This is a genomic window from Nitratireductor sp. WH36-1 (assembly GCF_058725515.1).
The window spans coordinates 1,079,875-1,096,514 of record NZ_CM178970.1 but is presented as its reverse complement, the minus strand read 5'-3'; the positions used below and the strand labels follow the sequence as shown (position 1 = coordinate 1,096,514).

Annotated in this window: 11 protein-coding genes; 2 read left to right on the top strand and 9 right to left on the bottom strand. The window is 60.9% G+C overall.

Going from position 1 to position 16,640, the window contains the following annotated elements; genetic code table 11:
* Positions 1 to 27: 27 nt before the first annotated feature.
* The 9 genes from AC4PTT_RS05235 to AC4PTT_RS05195 all read right to left on the bottom strand — a co-directional run bounded on the left by AC4PTT_RS05235 (position 28) and on the right by AC4PTT_RS05195 (position 14,162).
* Positions 28 to 1,347: an ABC transporter substrate-binding protein gene (locus tag AC4PTT_RS05235; RefSeq protein ID WP_492162231.1), complete on the bottom strand. Its 1,320-nt coding sequence runs from the start codon at positions 1,345 to 1,347 to the stop codon at positions 28 to 30.
* A gap of 72 nt (positions 1,348 to 1,419) precedes the next feature.
* Positions 1,420 to 2,496, bottom strand: coding sequence for a branched-chain amino acid ABC transporter permease (locus tag AC4PTT_RS05230; RefSeq protein WP_113152971.1), 1,077 nt, complete (start codon positions 2,494 to 2,496; stop codon positions 1,420 to 1,422).
* A gap of 3 nt (positions 2,497 to 2,499) precedes the next feature.
* A complete protein-coding gene (locus AC4PTT_RS05225; protein WP_206544211.1) occupies positions 2,500 to 3,459 on the bottom strand; it encodes a branched-chain amino acid ABC transporter permease in 960 nt (319 codons plus the stop codon).
* A gap of 19 nt (positions 3,460 to 3,478) precedes the next feature.
* On the bottom strand, positions 3,479 to 4,303 hold the full coding sequence (locus tag AC4PTT_RS05220; protein ID WP_113152973.1) for an ABC transporter ATP-binding protein: 825 nt from the start codon (positions 4,301 to 4,303) through the stop codon (positions 3,479 to 3,481).
* A complete protein-coding gene (locus tag AC4PTT_RS05215; RefSeq protein ID WP_492162230.1) occupies positions 4,300 to 6,276 on the bottom strand; it encodes an AMP-dependent synthetase/ligase in 1,977 nt (658 codons plus the stop codon). The genes AC4PTT_RS05220 and AC4PTT_RS05215 overlap by 4 nt, the downstream gene beginning before the upstream one ends.
* Positions 6,277 to 6,595: 319 nt before the next feature.
* Entirely contained in the window at positions 6,596 to 7,270 is a 675-nt protein-coding gene (locus tag AC4PTT_RS05210; protein WP_113152975.1) for a Crp/Fnr family transcriptional regulator, read from the bottom strand.
* Positions 7,271 to 7,333: 63 nt separating this feature from the next.
* Positions 7,334 to 8,119 carry an N-acyl amino acid synthase FeeM domain-containing protein gene (locus AC4PTT_RS05205; protein WP_206544213.1) on the bottom strand — a complete coding sequence of 262 codons (786 nt, stop codon included), beginning with the start codon at positions 8,117 to 8,119 and terminating at the stop codon, positions 7,334 to 7,336.
* A gap of 165 nt (positions 8,120 to 8,284) precedes the next feature.
* Positions 8,285 to 10,591 (bottom strand): putative bifunctional diguanylate cyclase/phosphodiesterase, encoded by a 2,307-nt coding sequence (locus AC4PTT_RS05200; RefSeq protein ID WP_206544214.1) that lies wholly within the window; start codon positions 10,589 to 10,591, stop codon positions 8,285 to 8,287.
* 91 nt (positions 10,592 to 10,682) lie between these two features.
* Entirely contained in the window at positions 10,683 to 14,162 is a 3,480-nt protein-coding gene (locus AC4PTT_RS05195; RefSeq protein WP_475082322.1) for an indolepyruvate ferredoxin oxidoreductase family protein, read from the bottom strand.
* A 454-nt stretch (positions 14,163 to 14,616) separates the two neighbouring features.
* Here AC4PTT_RS05195 and AC4PTT_RS05190 point away from each other — a divergent pair, with 454 nt between their 5' ends.
* Entirely contained in the window at positions 14,617 to 15,189 is a 573-nt protein-coding gene (locus tag AC4PTT_RS05190) for a TRAP transporter small permease subunit (RefSeq protein ID WP_113152978.1), read from the top strand.
* Entirely contained in the window at positions 15,189 to 16,580 is a 1,392-nt protein-coding gene (locus AC4PTT_RS05185) for a TRAP transporter large permease (protein WP_113152979.1), read from the top strand. Before AC4PTT_RS05190 ends, AC4PTT_RS05185 begins: the two co-directional genes overlap by 1 nt.
* Positions 16,581 to 16,640 lie beyond the last annotated feature (60 nt).

The following is a 16,640-nucleotide window of genomic DNA, read 5'->3' as shown; positions in this document are numbered from 1 at the left end:
ATTGAAGGGGAGCGGCGGCAGAAGGTGCTACATCTTGCACTCTTCATTGACCGGCCAGGGCGCATTCGCCTCGGCATACTCCTTGGCCCTTTCAAGCTCGAGCGGCTCGATCTCGGCGCGGTCGGGCGTCAGGAGGTCGGACGCCTTGACGAACTTTGCGCCGTCCCACTGCAGCATCCAGCCGCCGCCATGGCCCGTGTGGTTGGAGCAGGAGGTGCTGAAGGGCACGAGCATGCCATCCGCGCCCAGCTCTTTCAGGCGGGCTTCATCCAGATTGATGTTCTCCAGCCCCCAGCGCAGCTGCTCCGGGCTCGGCGTGCGCACGTCGAACTCTTCCTGAGCGGCCTTGATGCCTTCGACCAGGATCACGGAGATCATCAGACCGCGCTGATAGAACACGGAGTCGAACTCACCCTCGGACTGGTTGATCTGCGACTTGCCGGCATCGACGACATGTTTCTTGATGTCGGCCATCAGCGGCGCTTCGGAATTCGGCACACTCCACGAGATGGAGCGATAACCCTTGCCCTGTTCGCCAACCAGTTTCAGGTCGCCATCATGGCCGGACCACCAGACGCCGACGAACTGATCCATCGGATATTTCGTCTTCACGGCTTCGGTGATGGCGCCGGCGTTCATCGCGCCCCAGCCCCACATGACCACGAAATCCGGACGCTCACGGCGGATCTGCAGCCACTGCGCCGACTGGTTCTGCATCTCGGTCAGACCGACCGGGATCGGCACCAGTTCGAAGCCATGCTTCTCGGCCAGCACTTCAAGCAGCGGAATGGGCTCCTTGCCGAAGGGGTGATCGAGGTGCAGGAAGGCAATCTTCTTGTCCTTGAGACTGTCGAGATTGCCGTCGGAAATGTTCTTCAGGATCATCGACGCGCCATCCCAGTAGGACGATGGCGGATTGTAGGCCCACTGGAACACCTTGCCGTCGGCCATCGGCGAGAAGCCATAGCCGGGAGCCAGAATCGGGATCTTGTCGACATTCGATTTCGGCAGAACCTGAAGCGTAATGCCCGTGGACCAGGGCTGCGTGACCACGGCCCGCGCCTTGGTCTTCTCGTAGCATTCGACGCCCTTTTCGGTGTTGTAGCCGGTCTCGCACTCGTCATATTCGAGTTTGACGCCGTTCAGCCCGCCATCACGTTCGTTGAGCAGGGTGATGTAATCGCGCTGACCGTTCATCAGCGGCGTGCCGGTGGCCGCAAACGGGCCTGTGCGGTAGGCCAGGTTCGGAATGTAGATGCTATCGTCCTGCGCCATGGCAGGCCCGGCAATGTCAACGCCCATCATGAGCGCCGACGACAGGATCGCAGTTTTGAGCATTCTCTTCATACTGTCTCCTCCACTTGTTCCGTTCTTCAAAAGGAAGGGGCGAACAATCCCCGTTTGATGCCCCCTGCCCGCCTAATGCGGGAAGGGCCAAAGAATGAACTTTTCGCGGATCATGGCCCAGAAACGCGCCAGACCGTGCGGTTCGATGATCAGGAAGGCGATGATGAGCGCGCCGATGATCATGATGTTCAGGTGCTCGACCATGGCGGAATCGACCGGGATGCCGAAGGCCCCCGGCACGCTGCTGATGATGACCGGCAGCGCCACGATCAGGATCGCGCCGAGGAAATTGCCGAGGATCGAGCCAAGCCCGCCAATGATGGCGATGAACAGCACACGGAACGAGAGCGGAATGTCGAACAGGTTCGCTTCCGCCGCGCCGCGCCACAGGAACACGAACAGCGCCCCGGCAATGCCCACCACATAGGACGACACGAAGAAGGCCATCAGTTTGGTGCGCATCAGGTTGATGCCCACGAGCTCGGCGGCGATGTCCATGTCGCGCACCGCCTTCCACATGCGCCCGATACGGCCGCGCGTGATGTTGATGGCGAAGAAGGTGATCGCACAGACCACACACAGAACGAAATAATACTGCGCCATGGCCGTGGCGCGCGGCCCCGCGACCGTGATGCCGAACAGATCGATATTGGGCACCTGGATCGCGCCGGAGGCATTGTAATTGTAGAGCCAGGCCCATTTCTGAAACAGCCAGACAAGGAAGAACTGCGCCGCCAGCGTGGCGATGGCCAGATAGAAGCCCTTGATGCGCAGCGATGGCAGGCCGAACAGCACGCCAATGGCCGCCGAGAAGAAGCCCGACAGCGCGATCGCCACGACGATGTTCATCTCCGGAAAGATTGAGACGAGCTTGTAGCAGGCATAGGCGCCCACGCCCATGAATGCGCCGGTGCCGAGCGACAGCTGCCCCGCATAGCCGGTGAGGATGTTGAGGCCGAGGGCTGCCAGTGAGTAGATGAGCACCGGGATCAGGAGCGCACGAAACGCGAACTCGCTTGCGGTGAACGGAAAGATGACGAAGGCGAAGATCAGGATGACGCCGAGCAGGATCGCATCCTGACGCACCGGAAACAGCGCGTGATCGGCTTCGTAGCTGGTCTTGAACTGGCCTGCTGTGCGGTAAAACATGGATTACACCCGCTCGATGATTTTTTCGCCAAACAGCCCCTGCGGGCGGAAGAGAAGCACGAGCAGCGCCAGCATGTAGGCGAACCACGCTTCGGTGTTGCCGCCAAGCAGCGGCTGGCCCCAGTAGATCTCGAAGACCTTTTCCAGAATGCCGATGGCCAGCCCGCCGATGATCGCGCCCATCACGCTTTCCAGACCGCCGAGCATGAGCACCGGCAGCGCCTTGAAGGCGATGACCTCCAGCGCGAAGGACACACCGGCCCGCGCGCCCCAGACAATGCCCGTGGCGAGCGCGATGACACCGGCGATGAACCAGACGATCACCCAGATGGTGGACAGCGAAATGCCGACGGACAGCGCGGCCTGATGGTCATCGCCAAGCGCGCGGATGGCCCGGCCGATCTTGGATTTGTTGAGGAAGACCAGAAGAGCCGCCACGAGAACCATGGCTCCGATGACCGCCGTCAAATCCTTTTCCTCGATAGAGACGAAACCGCCAAACGGCTCGAACACAATGCTGCCGGTCGGGATGAAGAGCTGCTCGGTGATCATCACCTTGTTCTCGCCGCCGAAGATCAGTTCGCCGAAGCCGATCAAAAACAGGGTGATGCCGATGGTCGCCATGAACAGGATGATGTCGGGCTGGTTGACCAGCGGCCGAAGCACCACGCGCTCGATGGTCATCGCAAGGATCAGCATGACGACGAGCGTGAGCGGCAGCGCCAACAGGGCGGGAACGCCCTTTTCATAGAGGCCCACCAGCGTCAGCGCGGCAAACACCACCATGATGCCTTGGGCAAAATTGAAAATGCGCGAGGATTTGTAGATCAGCACGAAGCCGAGCGCGATCAGCGCGTAAAGCACCCCGCCGACGAGCCCTTCCCAGAGCACCTGAAGCAGGAAATCGGGAGCCGCAGCCATATCGGCGAAGGGCTGCACCAGAACATCGTTCAAGAATTCCATACGTTCCTCCCCTCGCCGCCTAGTGCGGGACGCCCAGATAGGCGTCGATCACGTTCTGATTGTTTTTCACCTCGTCAGGCGGGCCGTCGGCGATCTTCTTGCCGTAATCGAGCACCACCACGCGGTCGGACAGGTCCATGACCACGCCCATATCGTGCTCGATCAGCGCAATCGTGGTGCCGCGCTGCTGGTTCACGTCGATGATGAACCGGCTCATGTCTTCCTTTTCCTCGAGGTTCATGCCCGCCATGGGCTCGTCGAGGAGAAGAAGGGTCGGCTCCATGGCGAGTGCGCGGCCAAGCTCGACGCGCTTTTGCAGGCCATAGGGCAATTTGCCCACCGGTGTGCGGCGAATGTGCTGGATCTCCAGAAAGTCGATGATTTCCTCGACCTTCTCGCGATGCTCGATCTCTTCGCGCAGCGCAGGCCCATGCCAGAGCATCTGCCAGCCAATGTTGCGCTTCATCCTGACCGAACGCCCGGCCATGATGTTGTCGAGCGTCGACATGCCCTTGAAGAGAGCCACGTTCTGGAAGGTGCGGGCGATGCCCTGCCCCACCGCCTGATGCGGCTTCATGGAGCGGCGCTCCTTGCCGCGAAAGATGATGGTGCCTTCCTGCGGCGTGTAGAAACCGTTGATGACGTTGAGCATCGAGGTCTTGCCGGCGCCATTGGGACCGATGATGGCGCGGATCTCGCCCTTCAGAACGTTCAGCGAAATGTCGGTGATCGCCTTCACGCCGCCGAAGGAAAGCGAGACATTCTTCACGTCGAGAAGCACACCGCCCCTGGCAATGCCGTCATCGGGCGCGGTGAGCTCATTGGGATCGGGGCGCGGGTTCATTCGGCAGCCTCCCGGACATTTTCGACCGGACCCTCATGGATCTCGGCATCGACGATCTTGACCGTCGCGCGGATGACGCCCTTGCGGCCATCCTCATAAGTGACCTGGGTTTCCACGAACTTCTCCGTCGAGCCATCGTAGAGCGCCTCGATCAGCTCGCCGTAACGCTCGGCGATGAACTTGCGGCGCACTTTCTGGGTGCGGGTCAGCTCGCCGTCATCGGCATCCAGCTCCTTGTGCAGGACGAGGAAGCGCTTGACTTGCGAGGCCGCCATCAGGGGCTCGCGGGCGAGCCTGCGATTGGCCTCGTTCACATGCGCGGCGATGGTCTCATAGACGCGCGGATGCCCGGCCAGTTCCTGATAGGACGCGTAGGCGATGTTGTTGCGTTCGGCCCAGTTGCCGACCGCCTGCAGGTCAATGTTGATGAAGGCTGCGCAGAATTCGCGCCCATGGCCGAACGCCACCGCTTCCTGAATGTCGGGGAAGAATTTTAGCGTGTTCTCGATGTATTTCGGCGCAAACAGCGCGCCCGAGGCGAGCTTGCCCACATCCTTGGCCCGGTCGATGATCTTGAGCTGGCCGTCGGTGTCGAAGAAACCGGCATCGCCGGTGTGCACCCAGCCATCCTCGGTCTTGGTTTCGCGGGTTGCCTCGTCGTTTTTGTAGTAGCCGACGAAAACGCCCGGCGAGCGATACATCACCTCGCCGCTCTCGGCGATGCGGATTTCCACCTCGGGCGATGGCAACCCCACCGTGTCGGGCCGGATCTTTCCGTCTTCCTGCGCGGTGATGTAGACGGTGGCTTCGGTCTGGCCATAGAGCTGTTTCAGGTTCAGCCCGAGCGAGCGGTAGAAGGAGAAAAGCTCCGGTCCTATGGCCTCACCGGCCGTATAGCCGACCCGCATGTTCGAAAAGCCCATGCGGTTTTTCAGCGGGCCATAGACCATGAATTCGCCGAGCCGGTATTTCAGCCGGTCCACGAACCCGACCTGCTCGCCATTCAGAATGCGCTCACCGACCTTTGCGGCATGGGCGAGGAAATAGTCGAACATGCCCTTCTTGAGCTTTCCGGCATCTTCCATCCGCACCATGATCGAGGTCAGCATGGCCTCGAAGACACGCGGCGGCGCGAAGAAATAGGTCGGCGCGATCTCGCGTCGGTCCTCGTTCACCGTTTCCGGACTTTCGGGACAGGCAACGCAGAAGCCCGCCGTATAAGACTGGGCGTAGGAGAACAGGTGATCGCCCACCCATGCCAGCGGCAGATAGGCGATGATCGTCTCGTTCTCGGTCAGATTGTCGAAGGCGTTGCCGTTGATGGCCGAGCGCACGAAATTATCGTTCGACAGCATCACGCCCTTGGGACGGCCGGTGGTGCCGGAGGTGTAGAGAATGACCGACAGGTCATCCCCGCGCCCCTTCCCGATCTCGGCCAGCCAGCCGGCATTCGCCTCGGGCTCCCCGGCAAAGCGGCGCATGCCCGTTTCGCGCACGCTGTCATAGGCATGAAGATGGGTGTGGTCGTAATCCCTGAGGCCGCGCTCCTCGTCATAGACGATCTCGGTCAGGAGCGGCACCTCGTCCGAGATGGAGAGAACCTTGTCGACCTGCTCCTGATCCTCGACCACGGCGAAGGTGACCTCGGCATGGTTGAGCACATAGGCCATTTCTTCCGCCACGGAATCGGCATAGACCGGCACGGGAACCGCGCCCAGAGACTGGGCGGCGGCAAAGGTCCAGTAGAGCCTTGGCCGGTTGGAGCCGATGACGGCGATCTTGTCGCCGCGCTTCAGGCCGATTTTCTGCAGGCCGAGCGCGAAAGCCCGGACCTCCTCAAGCTGTTCTGCCCAGGTCCAGCTCTGCCAGATGCCATAGTCCTTGAAACGCATGGACGGCCGGTCGCGGAACCGCTCGGCGTTCAAGAGCAGATATTTGGCGAACGTATCCTTAGACGCGTCTGTATGCGCCAAGTCGCTTACCTCCCACTGTCAGCGGTAGATCCGCTGTTGTTCCGGTTCCTCCCCGAACCGGACTATTGATTGGGTTGAGGGTTCCACGAAACCCGCAGCCATTCAACACGCCCCTTGACAGACACCGCACCAGTTTGTCTTTATACTGGAGGAAGTCTATGCGCAGGCGGCAGTATTTCCGAAGCGCGAAAAGCATCTTTCAGACCAAAGTCTAAAGCTGATCTTGGAGCCGGACGGCGCGCGCCTTTGCGCCTGCCGAACAGGCCCGGACGATGCTGCACATCGGCCGATCAGCGTCTTCCCGTCCGGCACTTTCCCGTCAGGAATCGTAGCGGCTCAGCGCCTCGGCATCGACAACCGTGATGCGCCCGTGCTCGGCCTTGAGAAGCCCCTCGTCTTCCAGCTCGTGCAGGGCGCGATTGACCACCTGGCGCGAAACGCCGGCCAGAAGGCCAAGTTCCTCCTGGCTGATCTCAATGGCGTTGCCGGCGCGCGGATAGAGCGTTCGATTGAAGAACCACGAAAGATTGCGCGCCACACGGGCGTTCGGCCCGAGAATACGGTCATATTCGATGGTGGCGATGAACTGGCCCATACGCTCGTTGAGCTGGCGCACGAGGAAGCGATTGAAGCCGGTGCTGTTTTCAAACAGCCACATGAAGGTCGGGCGCGACAGCATGGTGAGCCGCGTGTCGCGGATGGCGACCACGTCATACTGGCGCGGTTCGCCCTTGAGCACCGACCCTTCGCCGAACCAGCCGCCATCGGTCACGCCGGCAAAGGTCATTGCCTTGCCGGCAGCCGAAATCGCGCTGATCTTGATGAGCCCCTCGGCGACGCCGGTCCAGTGGTCCAGCCGGTCACCGCGGTGACAGATATAGCTTCCCTTGGAAAACAGGCGTTCCGTCAGGCCGCGCCGCGCACGCTCCAGCTCGTCGTCGCTCAGTTCGACAGACCAGATGGCATCCGCTGCAATGTCCTTTTTGATGCTCATGTCTTTTCGATAACCCGCCTGCCGACGAGCGACAAGAAGCGATCCCGGCGAATGGCAAATAGATCAGGCAGCGTCGAGCAGATATTTCGCGGTCGGGAGAACGGTCAGCGGCGCCACTTGGCCGGGCGCCGGGCGCTCAAAAAGGAGCCGCTGTTCGGATTTCGTCGACAGGAAGAAGGGAAAACGCTCGACAATCGGGCCGAATTCCTTGGAACAGATGCCGCCAAAGAGCATCAGGGGGATGCTGATCGGCGGGTATGCGCGCTCCGGGCTCATCTGACGCGCGCCAAAGATGCGGCGGTAGAAAGCCGTGTGTTCCTGCCGGATCAGACAGGCGCAATAGGTTGAATGAAAATACTCATAGGCAGCAATGACCAGACGCAGCGACACATAGGGTAACGCCCGGTATTCGCGCGCGATGTCCGGATCGGCCGCAAGCATGCTCGGATTGATGCAGGTTTCGCCGTCATCGATATGCGGCAACATGATATCGCCAAACCCCTTGGTGACGGGGCCAAGCGGATTGTCATGGTCGATCTGGTGCAGACGCACAGTGCTGACCAGACGCTTGTCTATGTAAACAGCGAAATTGTAGCAGTTGGGAAGATCGTCCAGATCATCCTTCACGATCTGCCGCTCCGACTCCGGCACGAAACCATGCGCATGATAGGAGCGATAGCGAAGGTGAAAAATCTCTTCCCGATCTTCGCTCGTATCGCAACGGCGATACTCCGTGCGCTCCAGAAGCGCCATCACACCATCGATGAAGCTTGAGGATTTTCTTTCCGGTTCACGGACGAAACGCTCCGCCCCCGGTTTTAGGCCGACCAGGCCGGTACTCGTGACCATTGCCGCATGCCCCACGTCGACTTTTACAACCTCTCGTACATTTCAAGCGTAAACCCCTCACGGTTTATGTAAAGCTGAAATTCGTACGAATTATATTTAGGTTTTATTAACCTTAACAAAAGGTTTTCGGTCAAACGTCATTGCAAAGCAAAGAATCACGCCTTGTCAGACAGATGCGCGGTTGGTGCCGGAAGGGGAATGGGCGGGGAAGGACTGCTTCACTTCCGCCATGGTCTCGATGCCGGAAGCCGTGAGCGCTGCGCCGAAGAGGAACCCCTGTAAAAGATCGGGTTTCACATGGCTTTCGAGCAGGCGGAGCTGGTCGAAACGCTCGACACCTTCGACGGTCACATCAAGGCCGAGCTTGCGCGACAGGTCCACAACGCCCTGAAGCAGGTGAAGCGAACGCTCGCCCTCCTTCAGATTGGCAACGAAGCTGCCGTCGATCTTGACCTTGTCGAGCGGTAAGGTGTGCAAATAGCTGAGTGAAGAATAGCCGGTGCCGAAATCATCGAGCGCAATCCGCACGCCGAGCTTCTTGAGCGTGTTGATGTAGCGCACCGTGGCTTCGGTGTCGTTCAGAAGCGCGGTCTCTGTCACCTCGATTTCGAGGCGCGCCGGATGCAGCCCTGCCCTCTCGAGCGCGCGCTCCACCTTGCCGATCACGTCACTGGAACGAAAATCCTTGGCCGACAGGTTGACCGAAACGCCCACATGTTCGGGCCATGTCACGCATTCCTTGCAGGCCGCTTCCAGCACGATGGTGCTGATTTCGGAGATCAGCCCCATTTCCTCGGCAAGCGGAATAAAGATGGCCGGCGACACGAGACCAAGATCCGGGTGGTCCCAGCGGCACAGCGCCTCGCAGCTTGCGATCCGCATCGTGTGGGCGTCCACGATCGGCTGGTAGACAACCCGCAGGCTGCGGGCCTCAATGGCGCTTCTGAGGTCGGCCTTCATCACCTGGCGGTTGCGGAAGGCAACATCCATTTCCGTCTCGAACAGGCTCCAGCCGTTCTTGCCGAGCTCCTTGGCCTTGTAGAGCGCAAGGTCGGCCTTGACGATCATGGAATCCACATCGCTGGAGCGAACAGGAACAACCACGGCGCCACCGCTCGACTGGATGCGCATCGCGTGGCCCGCCACGTCGACTTCACCACTGAGCGACGAGAAGATCTGCTCGAACTGACGGGCGAACTCCGCCTCGTCTTCCACCTGATTGAAATAGAGCATGAACTCATCGCCGCCAAAGCGGCTGATGCGCACATTGGCGCTCTCAAAAGCGGAAAGCCGCTCCGCCATGGCGTAGATCAGCCCGTCGCCAACCGGATGACCCAGCGTGTCGTTCACCGTCTTGAAATCGTCGAGGTCGAGAACGGCCAGACCACACAGGCGGTCCTGATCGCCCGCAGCCATGGCCTCGGAAACCTTTTCATGGAAATAGGCCCGGTTGGGCAGGCTGGTGAGGCTGTCATAGCGCGCCATGAAGCGGATCTTCTCTTCCGCCTCCACACGGCTCGTCACCTCTTCGAAGGTGAGCACACCGACCTCGTCATGGCCTTCGCGCGCGGCGAACTCGAAGTGACGGCCATTGGTCATCCGCAGCAGAACCTTCCGATTACGGCCCTCGCGCAGGGCCTTCGAAAGGTGCTCTTCTGCATAGTCGTAATCACGCTGGGACAGGAGACCGCTCGCCACGCCGCGCATCAGCAGCGATTTGAGCGTGCGGCCAAGCATCTGCTCCGGTGATTTGAAGCCCAGCATTTCGGCGGCCTGGGTGTTGCTGACCACCACCCGCTCCTCATTGTTCAGCATGAGAAGGCCGTGGTGCATGGTGTTCAGCGCCCGGTCGAAACGCTGCGCCAGACGCGTTGAGCGCTTTTCCTCGCTGATCGCCGTGAACAGCACGGTGCGCACCAGATCCGCCATCTTGGTGACCACCAGCATGAAGGGCGCGATGAAAAGGCCAAGCGCGAAATGATAGAAATCGCCCTTCAGCATCAGGCCGAGCGCCATCGGGAAGACGATGGTGAGCGTCAGGATCGACACCATTTTGTGGGAGCCGTAATTGCGCCCGGCAATGGTGATTGTGCCGCTCAGAATGGCGGAAACGGCGGCGAGTTCACTGAAATTGTCGCTCGACCAGACGATTGCAAAGAAGCCGAACGCACCAACCACAAGGCCGTGCAGGCTGCCCCACCACAGATAGCGGTTTTCCCAGGCAAGCGCCGAGGGGTAATCAGAGATCAGATCGTGATCGACGCGCGTGATCTTGAAATAACGCCACAGGCCGGCGGCAAACATGGCCGGTCCGAAGAACAGATGCGCGGCCTGGCCGGTCTTATAGTAGAGAAGAAGCGCAATCAGGCCATAGCAAGCCGCGCCTACGGGCAGTACTCCGACGTCCTGAAACAACGAACGGATGTACCCAACGTAGACGTCTTCCGGTATGCTGTTCTTAGAGTTTTTCACTGCATGAGCCCGATTGACGGGCCCATTTGTGACACAACAGCATTAAGAAAAGTTTATCCGGCTTTTCACCATGCCAGCCGGCAAAATCCAGCTATTCCGCAGCCTTCAGAAGCGTCCCCGGCTCATCGCCATCCTCAAGACGCTGCCTGAGCCGCGCCCGCTCGCCGGCAGCCTTTTCGGCGTTGCCTTCCTTGATGTAGCCGAAGCCGCGAATGAGAGAAGGCACCGAAGCCAGAGCAACAGCGGCCTCAGCACGCTCGGGCGACAGAAGCGCCTCGATGCGATCCAGATCGCCTTCATACTCGGCAAGCAGCCTGCGCTCCATGCGGCGCTCTTCGGTGCGACCGAAGAAATCCAGAGCGGTTCCGCGCAGGCCCTTCAGGCCCGCAAGCAGGCGGAAAGCGGTCATCATCCACGGACCGAAAGCCGACTTCCTTGGATGCCCCTGCGCATCGTGACGACCGAGGATCGGTGGCGCCAGATGGAATTCCAGATGGTCGTAGCTCTCGAACTCGGCAGCGAGCTGACGCTTGAAAGCGCCATCCGTGTAGAGCCGGGCAACCTCGTACTCATCCTTGATGGCCATGAGCTTGAAGAGGTTGCGGGCGGCAGCTTCCGTCACTGCCGTTGAGCCTGGTAACGCCTTTTCCTCGGCCGCGCGCAGGCGGGCGATGCGGGCGCGATAGCGTTCCGCATAGGCCGCGTTCTGATAGCCGGTGAGGAAGGTCGCCCGCCGCTCGATGACCTCGTCCAGCGTCTGCGACAGCGGCTGGCGCACATTGCCATTGGACGATTTGGCGACAAGCCGGCGCACATGCTCGGGATCATGCGCGGCGCGGCGGCCCCAGCGGAAGGCCGAGACATTCATGGAGACGGCCTGCCCGTTGAGTTCGATGGCCTTCTCGATGGCTTCCGCCGATACGGGTAACCCGCCATACTGATAGGCCATGCCGAGCATGAACATGTTTGCGCCGACGGAATTGCCAAACAGCACGCTGGCCGTGCGCGTGGCGTCGAAGAAATGCGCCTTCTCCTCGCCTGCCGCAGCGCGAATGGCCTGTTTCAGCCGTTCGATGGGCAGCGAGAAATCAGCGGAGCGGGCGAAATCGCCCGGCATGACTTCCGCCGTGTTGGCCATGAACAGCGTGTGCCCGTGGCGTGCGGACGCCAGAACCTTCTTCGCGCCGGAAACGACGAGATCGCAGCCCAGAACCAGATCGGCCTCACCTGCGGAAACGCGGATGGCGTAAATGTCTTCAGGCGTCGGCGCGATACGCAGATGCGTGAACACCGCCCCGCCCTTCTGCGCAAGGCCGGCCATATCGATGATGCCAGCGCCCTTGCCTTCCAGATGCGCGGCCATGCCGAGGATTGCGCCGATGGTGACGACGCCGGTGCCGCCGATGCCATCCACCACGGCCGACCAGCCGCGCTCCATCTGGTAAAGCGCAGGCTCCGGCACGCCTTCCAGCGGATCGTTCGCACCGGTGACGCCCTTCGCCTTCTTCAGCTTCGCCCCGTGAACGGTGACGAAGGAGGGGCAGAAGCCGTTGACGCAGGAGAAATCCTTGTTGCAGCTGGACTGGTCGATGCGGCGCTTGCGGCCGAATTCGGTTTCCTGCGGCTGTACCGAAACGCAGTTCGACTTGACGCCGCAATCGCCACAGCCCTCGCAGACGAGTTCATTGATGAACACGCGCTTGTCGGGATCGGGAAACGTGCCGCGCTTGCGACGGCGGCGTTTTTCGGCGGCGCAGGTCTGATCGTAAAGCAGGACCGAAACGCCCTTCACCTCGCGCAGATCGCGCTGCACCTGATCGAGATCGTCGCGGTGGTTGATGGTCGTGCCCTGCGGGAACGCCACCACGCCGGCATATTTTTCCGGCTCGTCGCTGACCACGGCGATGCGTTCCACACCCTCGGCGCGCACCTGATCGGCAATCATGTCGACGGTGAGACCGCCCTCATGCGGCTGGCCGCCGGTCATGGCCACGGCGTCATTGTAAAGAATCTTGTAGGTGATGTTCGCACCGGACGCGATGGCGAAGCGGATCGCCATGGAGCCGGAATGATTGTAGGTGCCGTCACCCAGATTCTGGAAGAAGTGCTCGCGTTTCGAGAAGGGAGCCTGCCCGATGAACTGCGCGCCCTCCCCGCCCATGGCCGTGAAACCGATATTGGAGCGGTCCATCCAGGTGGCCATGAAGTGGCAGCCAATGCCGCCGCCGGCGATGGAGCCCTCGGGCACATTGGTGGAAGTGTTGTGCGGGCAGCCGGAGCAAAAATAGGGTGCGCGACCGGAGACATCCTTGGTGTCGGCAAGCATCGCCTGAAACTGGCGCAGGCGCGACACATGGGCCGCGATCTCTTCGGACGGGCCGATTACCCGCAAGATGCGCTCGCCGATGGCGATGGCGATCTCGTTGGGATCGAGTGCCGCAGTGGGCGCAAACAGGCGCTCGCCCCTCTCGTTCACCTTGCCGATGATCTCCGGCTGGTTGGCCGTGCCGTACAGGTTTTCGCGCAGCTGCACCTCGATGAGCGAGCGTTTCTCCTCAACGACGATGACCATGTCGAGACCGCGCGCGAAGTCGCGCATATGCTCCACGTCGAACGGCCAGGGACAGGCCACCTTGAAGAGGCGGATGCCAAGCTGGTTGGCGCGCGCCTCGTCAATGCCCAGATCGTCGAGCGCCTGACGCGTGTCGAGATAGCTCTTGCCAAGCGTGACGATGCCGATCTTCGCCTTCGAACCGCCGGAATAGATGATGCGGTTGAGGTTGTTGGCCTGCACGAAGGCGGCGGCGGCAGCGCGCTTGTAATCGTAAAGCCGCGCCTCCTGGCCGAGCATGTTGATCTCGTTGCGGATGTTCAGCCCGCCGGGCGGCATGTCGAATTCCGGGCGAACGATGTTCAGCCGTTCAAGCGAGACATCCACGGCTGCGGTCGACTCGATGTTGTCCTTCACGCATTTGATCGCCGTCCAGGTGCCGGCGAAACGGGAGAGCGCGTAACCGTAAAGCCCGTAATCGATGAGCTCCTGAACCCCGGCCGGGTTCAGGATGGGGATCATCGCATCCACGAAGGCGAATTCGCTGGCGTTGGCGACGGTGGAGGACTCGGCCGTGTGGTCGTCGCCCATCAGCGCCAGAACGCCGCCATGCCTGGAGGAACCGGCCTGATTGGCGTGGCGGAACACGTCGCCGGACCGGTCGACGCCCGGCCCCTTGCCGTACCAGACGCCGAAAACGCCGTCATATTTGCCTTCGCCCAGAAGCTCGGTCTGCTGCGAACCCCAGCAGGCGGTGGCGGCCAGTTCCTCATTGAGGCCCGGCTGAAAAATCACATTGGACGCTTCAAGCTGCTTCTTGGCCTTCCACAGCTGGAGGTCGAGACCGCCGATGGGCGATCCGCGATAGCCGGAAACGAAGCCTGCCGTGTTGAGCCCTGCGCGTCGATCACGCTCGCGCTGCATCAGGAGCATGCGGACAACCGCCTGCGCGCCGGAAACGAAGATGCGTTCCTTGGTCAGATCATACTTGTCGTCGAGCGCAACATCATGAAGCGTCATGAATTATTTCCTCCTCCGCGGACCACGTGTTGGAAACGTTTCCGCAAGGGTAGTTTTGTATTCGGCCGGCATCCCGTCAAACGAATTTGCCGCTCGGGCCACAATGCGCAACACCGCAGCAAAGCAGCGATTTGAAAGGACATTTTATTAGCCCTGCAACGCGTGCGGCGAACGAATCTAACGGCACCGCACTTACACTTCTCCCGTTCCGTGCGGCGAGTGCAACAGCCACATCCATTAATTTAGGTGGGCAGCGCAAAAAGGCGACTTTTCTTGCGCCATTACTTTTGCAGCCGCAACAAAGCTGCTAATCACTCGATACCCGTTTTACGGGCAGGAAGGGCAGGACAGGGAACAACTGCCGCCCAACCAAAGGGGAAATGCAAGAGGGCCCATATGGCAGATCACACCGCGCAACTCGCCGTGCGCGCAAACGGCGGAGGTTTGTGACCCCGTGCGCGCAATCGCTTCTCTCGTCCGCGCCATAAGCGGATTGAACGCCTTTATCGGAAACGTCTTTTCCTGGCTTTCGCTGGCCATCGTTCTGGTCTGCTTCACCGTCGTGGTGCAGCGTTATGTCTTCTCCGTCAGTTTCGTGTGGATGCAGGATCTCTACATCTGGCTGAACGGCGCAATGTTCACGGCGGTGGCCGGCTTTGCGCTGTTGAGAAACGACCATGTCCGCGTCGACATCTTCTACCGGCCCGCCAGCACAAGGCGGAAAGCCGTGGTCGACCTGATCGGCGTGTTCCTGTTCCTGCTGCCTTTCTGCTGGATCGTCGTCTATTACGGCTGGAGCTTTGTCAGCCGGTCATGGCGGCTGGGCGAAGCGTCCGCCAATGTGGGCGGCATGCCGGGGCTTTTCATACTCAAGGGGTTCATCCTTGCTTTCGCGGTGCTTTTGGCGTTGCAGGGCATCGCCATGGCGCTGCGGTCCATTCTCGTCCTCAATGACGCAGAAGACCTCCTGCCCCCGAAACTCCGTTACACCAACGATGAAGAAGAGCAGCCGGAGGCAAGCGTCTGATGGATCCGGTTCTTATTGGCGAGCTCCTTTCGGGGCTCATGTTCTTCGGCATTATCGGCTTTCTGCTCCTGGGCTTCCCGGTGGCTTTCACGCTGGCCGGCGTATCGCTCATGTTCGGCCTTGTTGGCATGTGGTTCGGCGTGTTCGACCCGTCCAATTTCGGCAGTCTGGCCAACCGCTATATCGGCTACATGACCAATGAAGTGCTGGTGGCCGTGCCGCTCTTCATCTTCATGGGCGTGATGCTCGAACGCTCCAAGATCGCCGAGCAATTGCTGCTTACGATGGGCAAGCTGTTCGGCAATCTGCGCGGCGGCCTTGGCATGTCGGTCATCATTGTCGGCGCGCTTCTTGCCGCTTCCACCGGCGTGGTGGGCGCAACGGTCGTCACGATGGGCCTGATTTCGCTGCCGGCCATGCTGCGCGCGAATTACGATCCGAAGCTGGCAACCGGCGTCATCTGCGCGTCGGGCACGCTCGGCCAGATCATCCCGCCATCCACCGTTCTCATCTTCATGGGCGACATGCTTTCGGGCATCAACGCGCAGGTGCAGATGGCCAAGGGCAATTTCGCCCCGGTGCCCGTCTCCGTCGGCGATCTGTTCGCCGGCGCGCTTCTGCCCGGCGTCATGCTGGTGGCGCTCTATCTCGGCTGGACGATCTTCAAGGCCATCTTCGATCCCGCCTCCTGCCCGGCAACGCCGGTGCCGCCTGAAGAGAAGAAAGAGCTGCTTGGCGAAGTCGCGGTGGCGCTGGTGCCGCCGCTGCTTCTGATCATGGCCGTTCTGGGCTCCATTCTGGGCGGCATCGCAACGCCGACAGAGGCCGCTTCCGTGGGCGCGGTGGGCGCAATGGTGCTGGCGGGGCTCCGCTGGCGGCTTTCCTTCGCGGTTCTGCGCGAGACGGCCATCGCCACGGCCTCCATCACCTGCATGGTGTTCATCATCCTGTTCGGCGCGTCCGTGTTCTCCATCGTCTTCCGCCTGATGGGCGGCGACAATTTGGTGCACGAGTTCCTCGCCAACCTGCCGGGCGGCACGCTGGCGGCCGTGGCCGTGGTGATGCTGATCATGTTCCTTCTGGGCTTCATCCTGGATACGTTCGAGATCATCTTCATCGTGATCCCGATCACCGCACCGATCCTGCTGGCTCTCGACGTGGACCCGGTGTGGCTCGGCGTTCTGGTGGGCGTGAACCTGCAGACGAGCTTCCTGACACCGCCCTTCGGCTTTGCGCTGTTCTATCTGCGCGGCGTCGCACCGCCCAATGTGAAGACATCAATGATCTACAAGGGCGTGCTGCCCTTCGTGGGACTGCAGGTGCTCGCAATCGCGATTATGTTCATGTTCCCGGAGATCGCGACATGGCTGCCAAGGGCGATCTACAATTAAGGCGTCCGGCAGCCGGGTGATCTCCTCCGGCTGCCGCATGCAAGGACTGCCGCTCGAGAG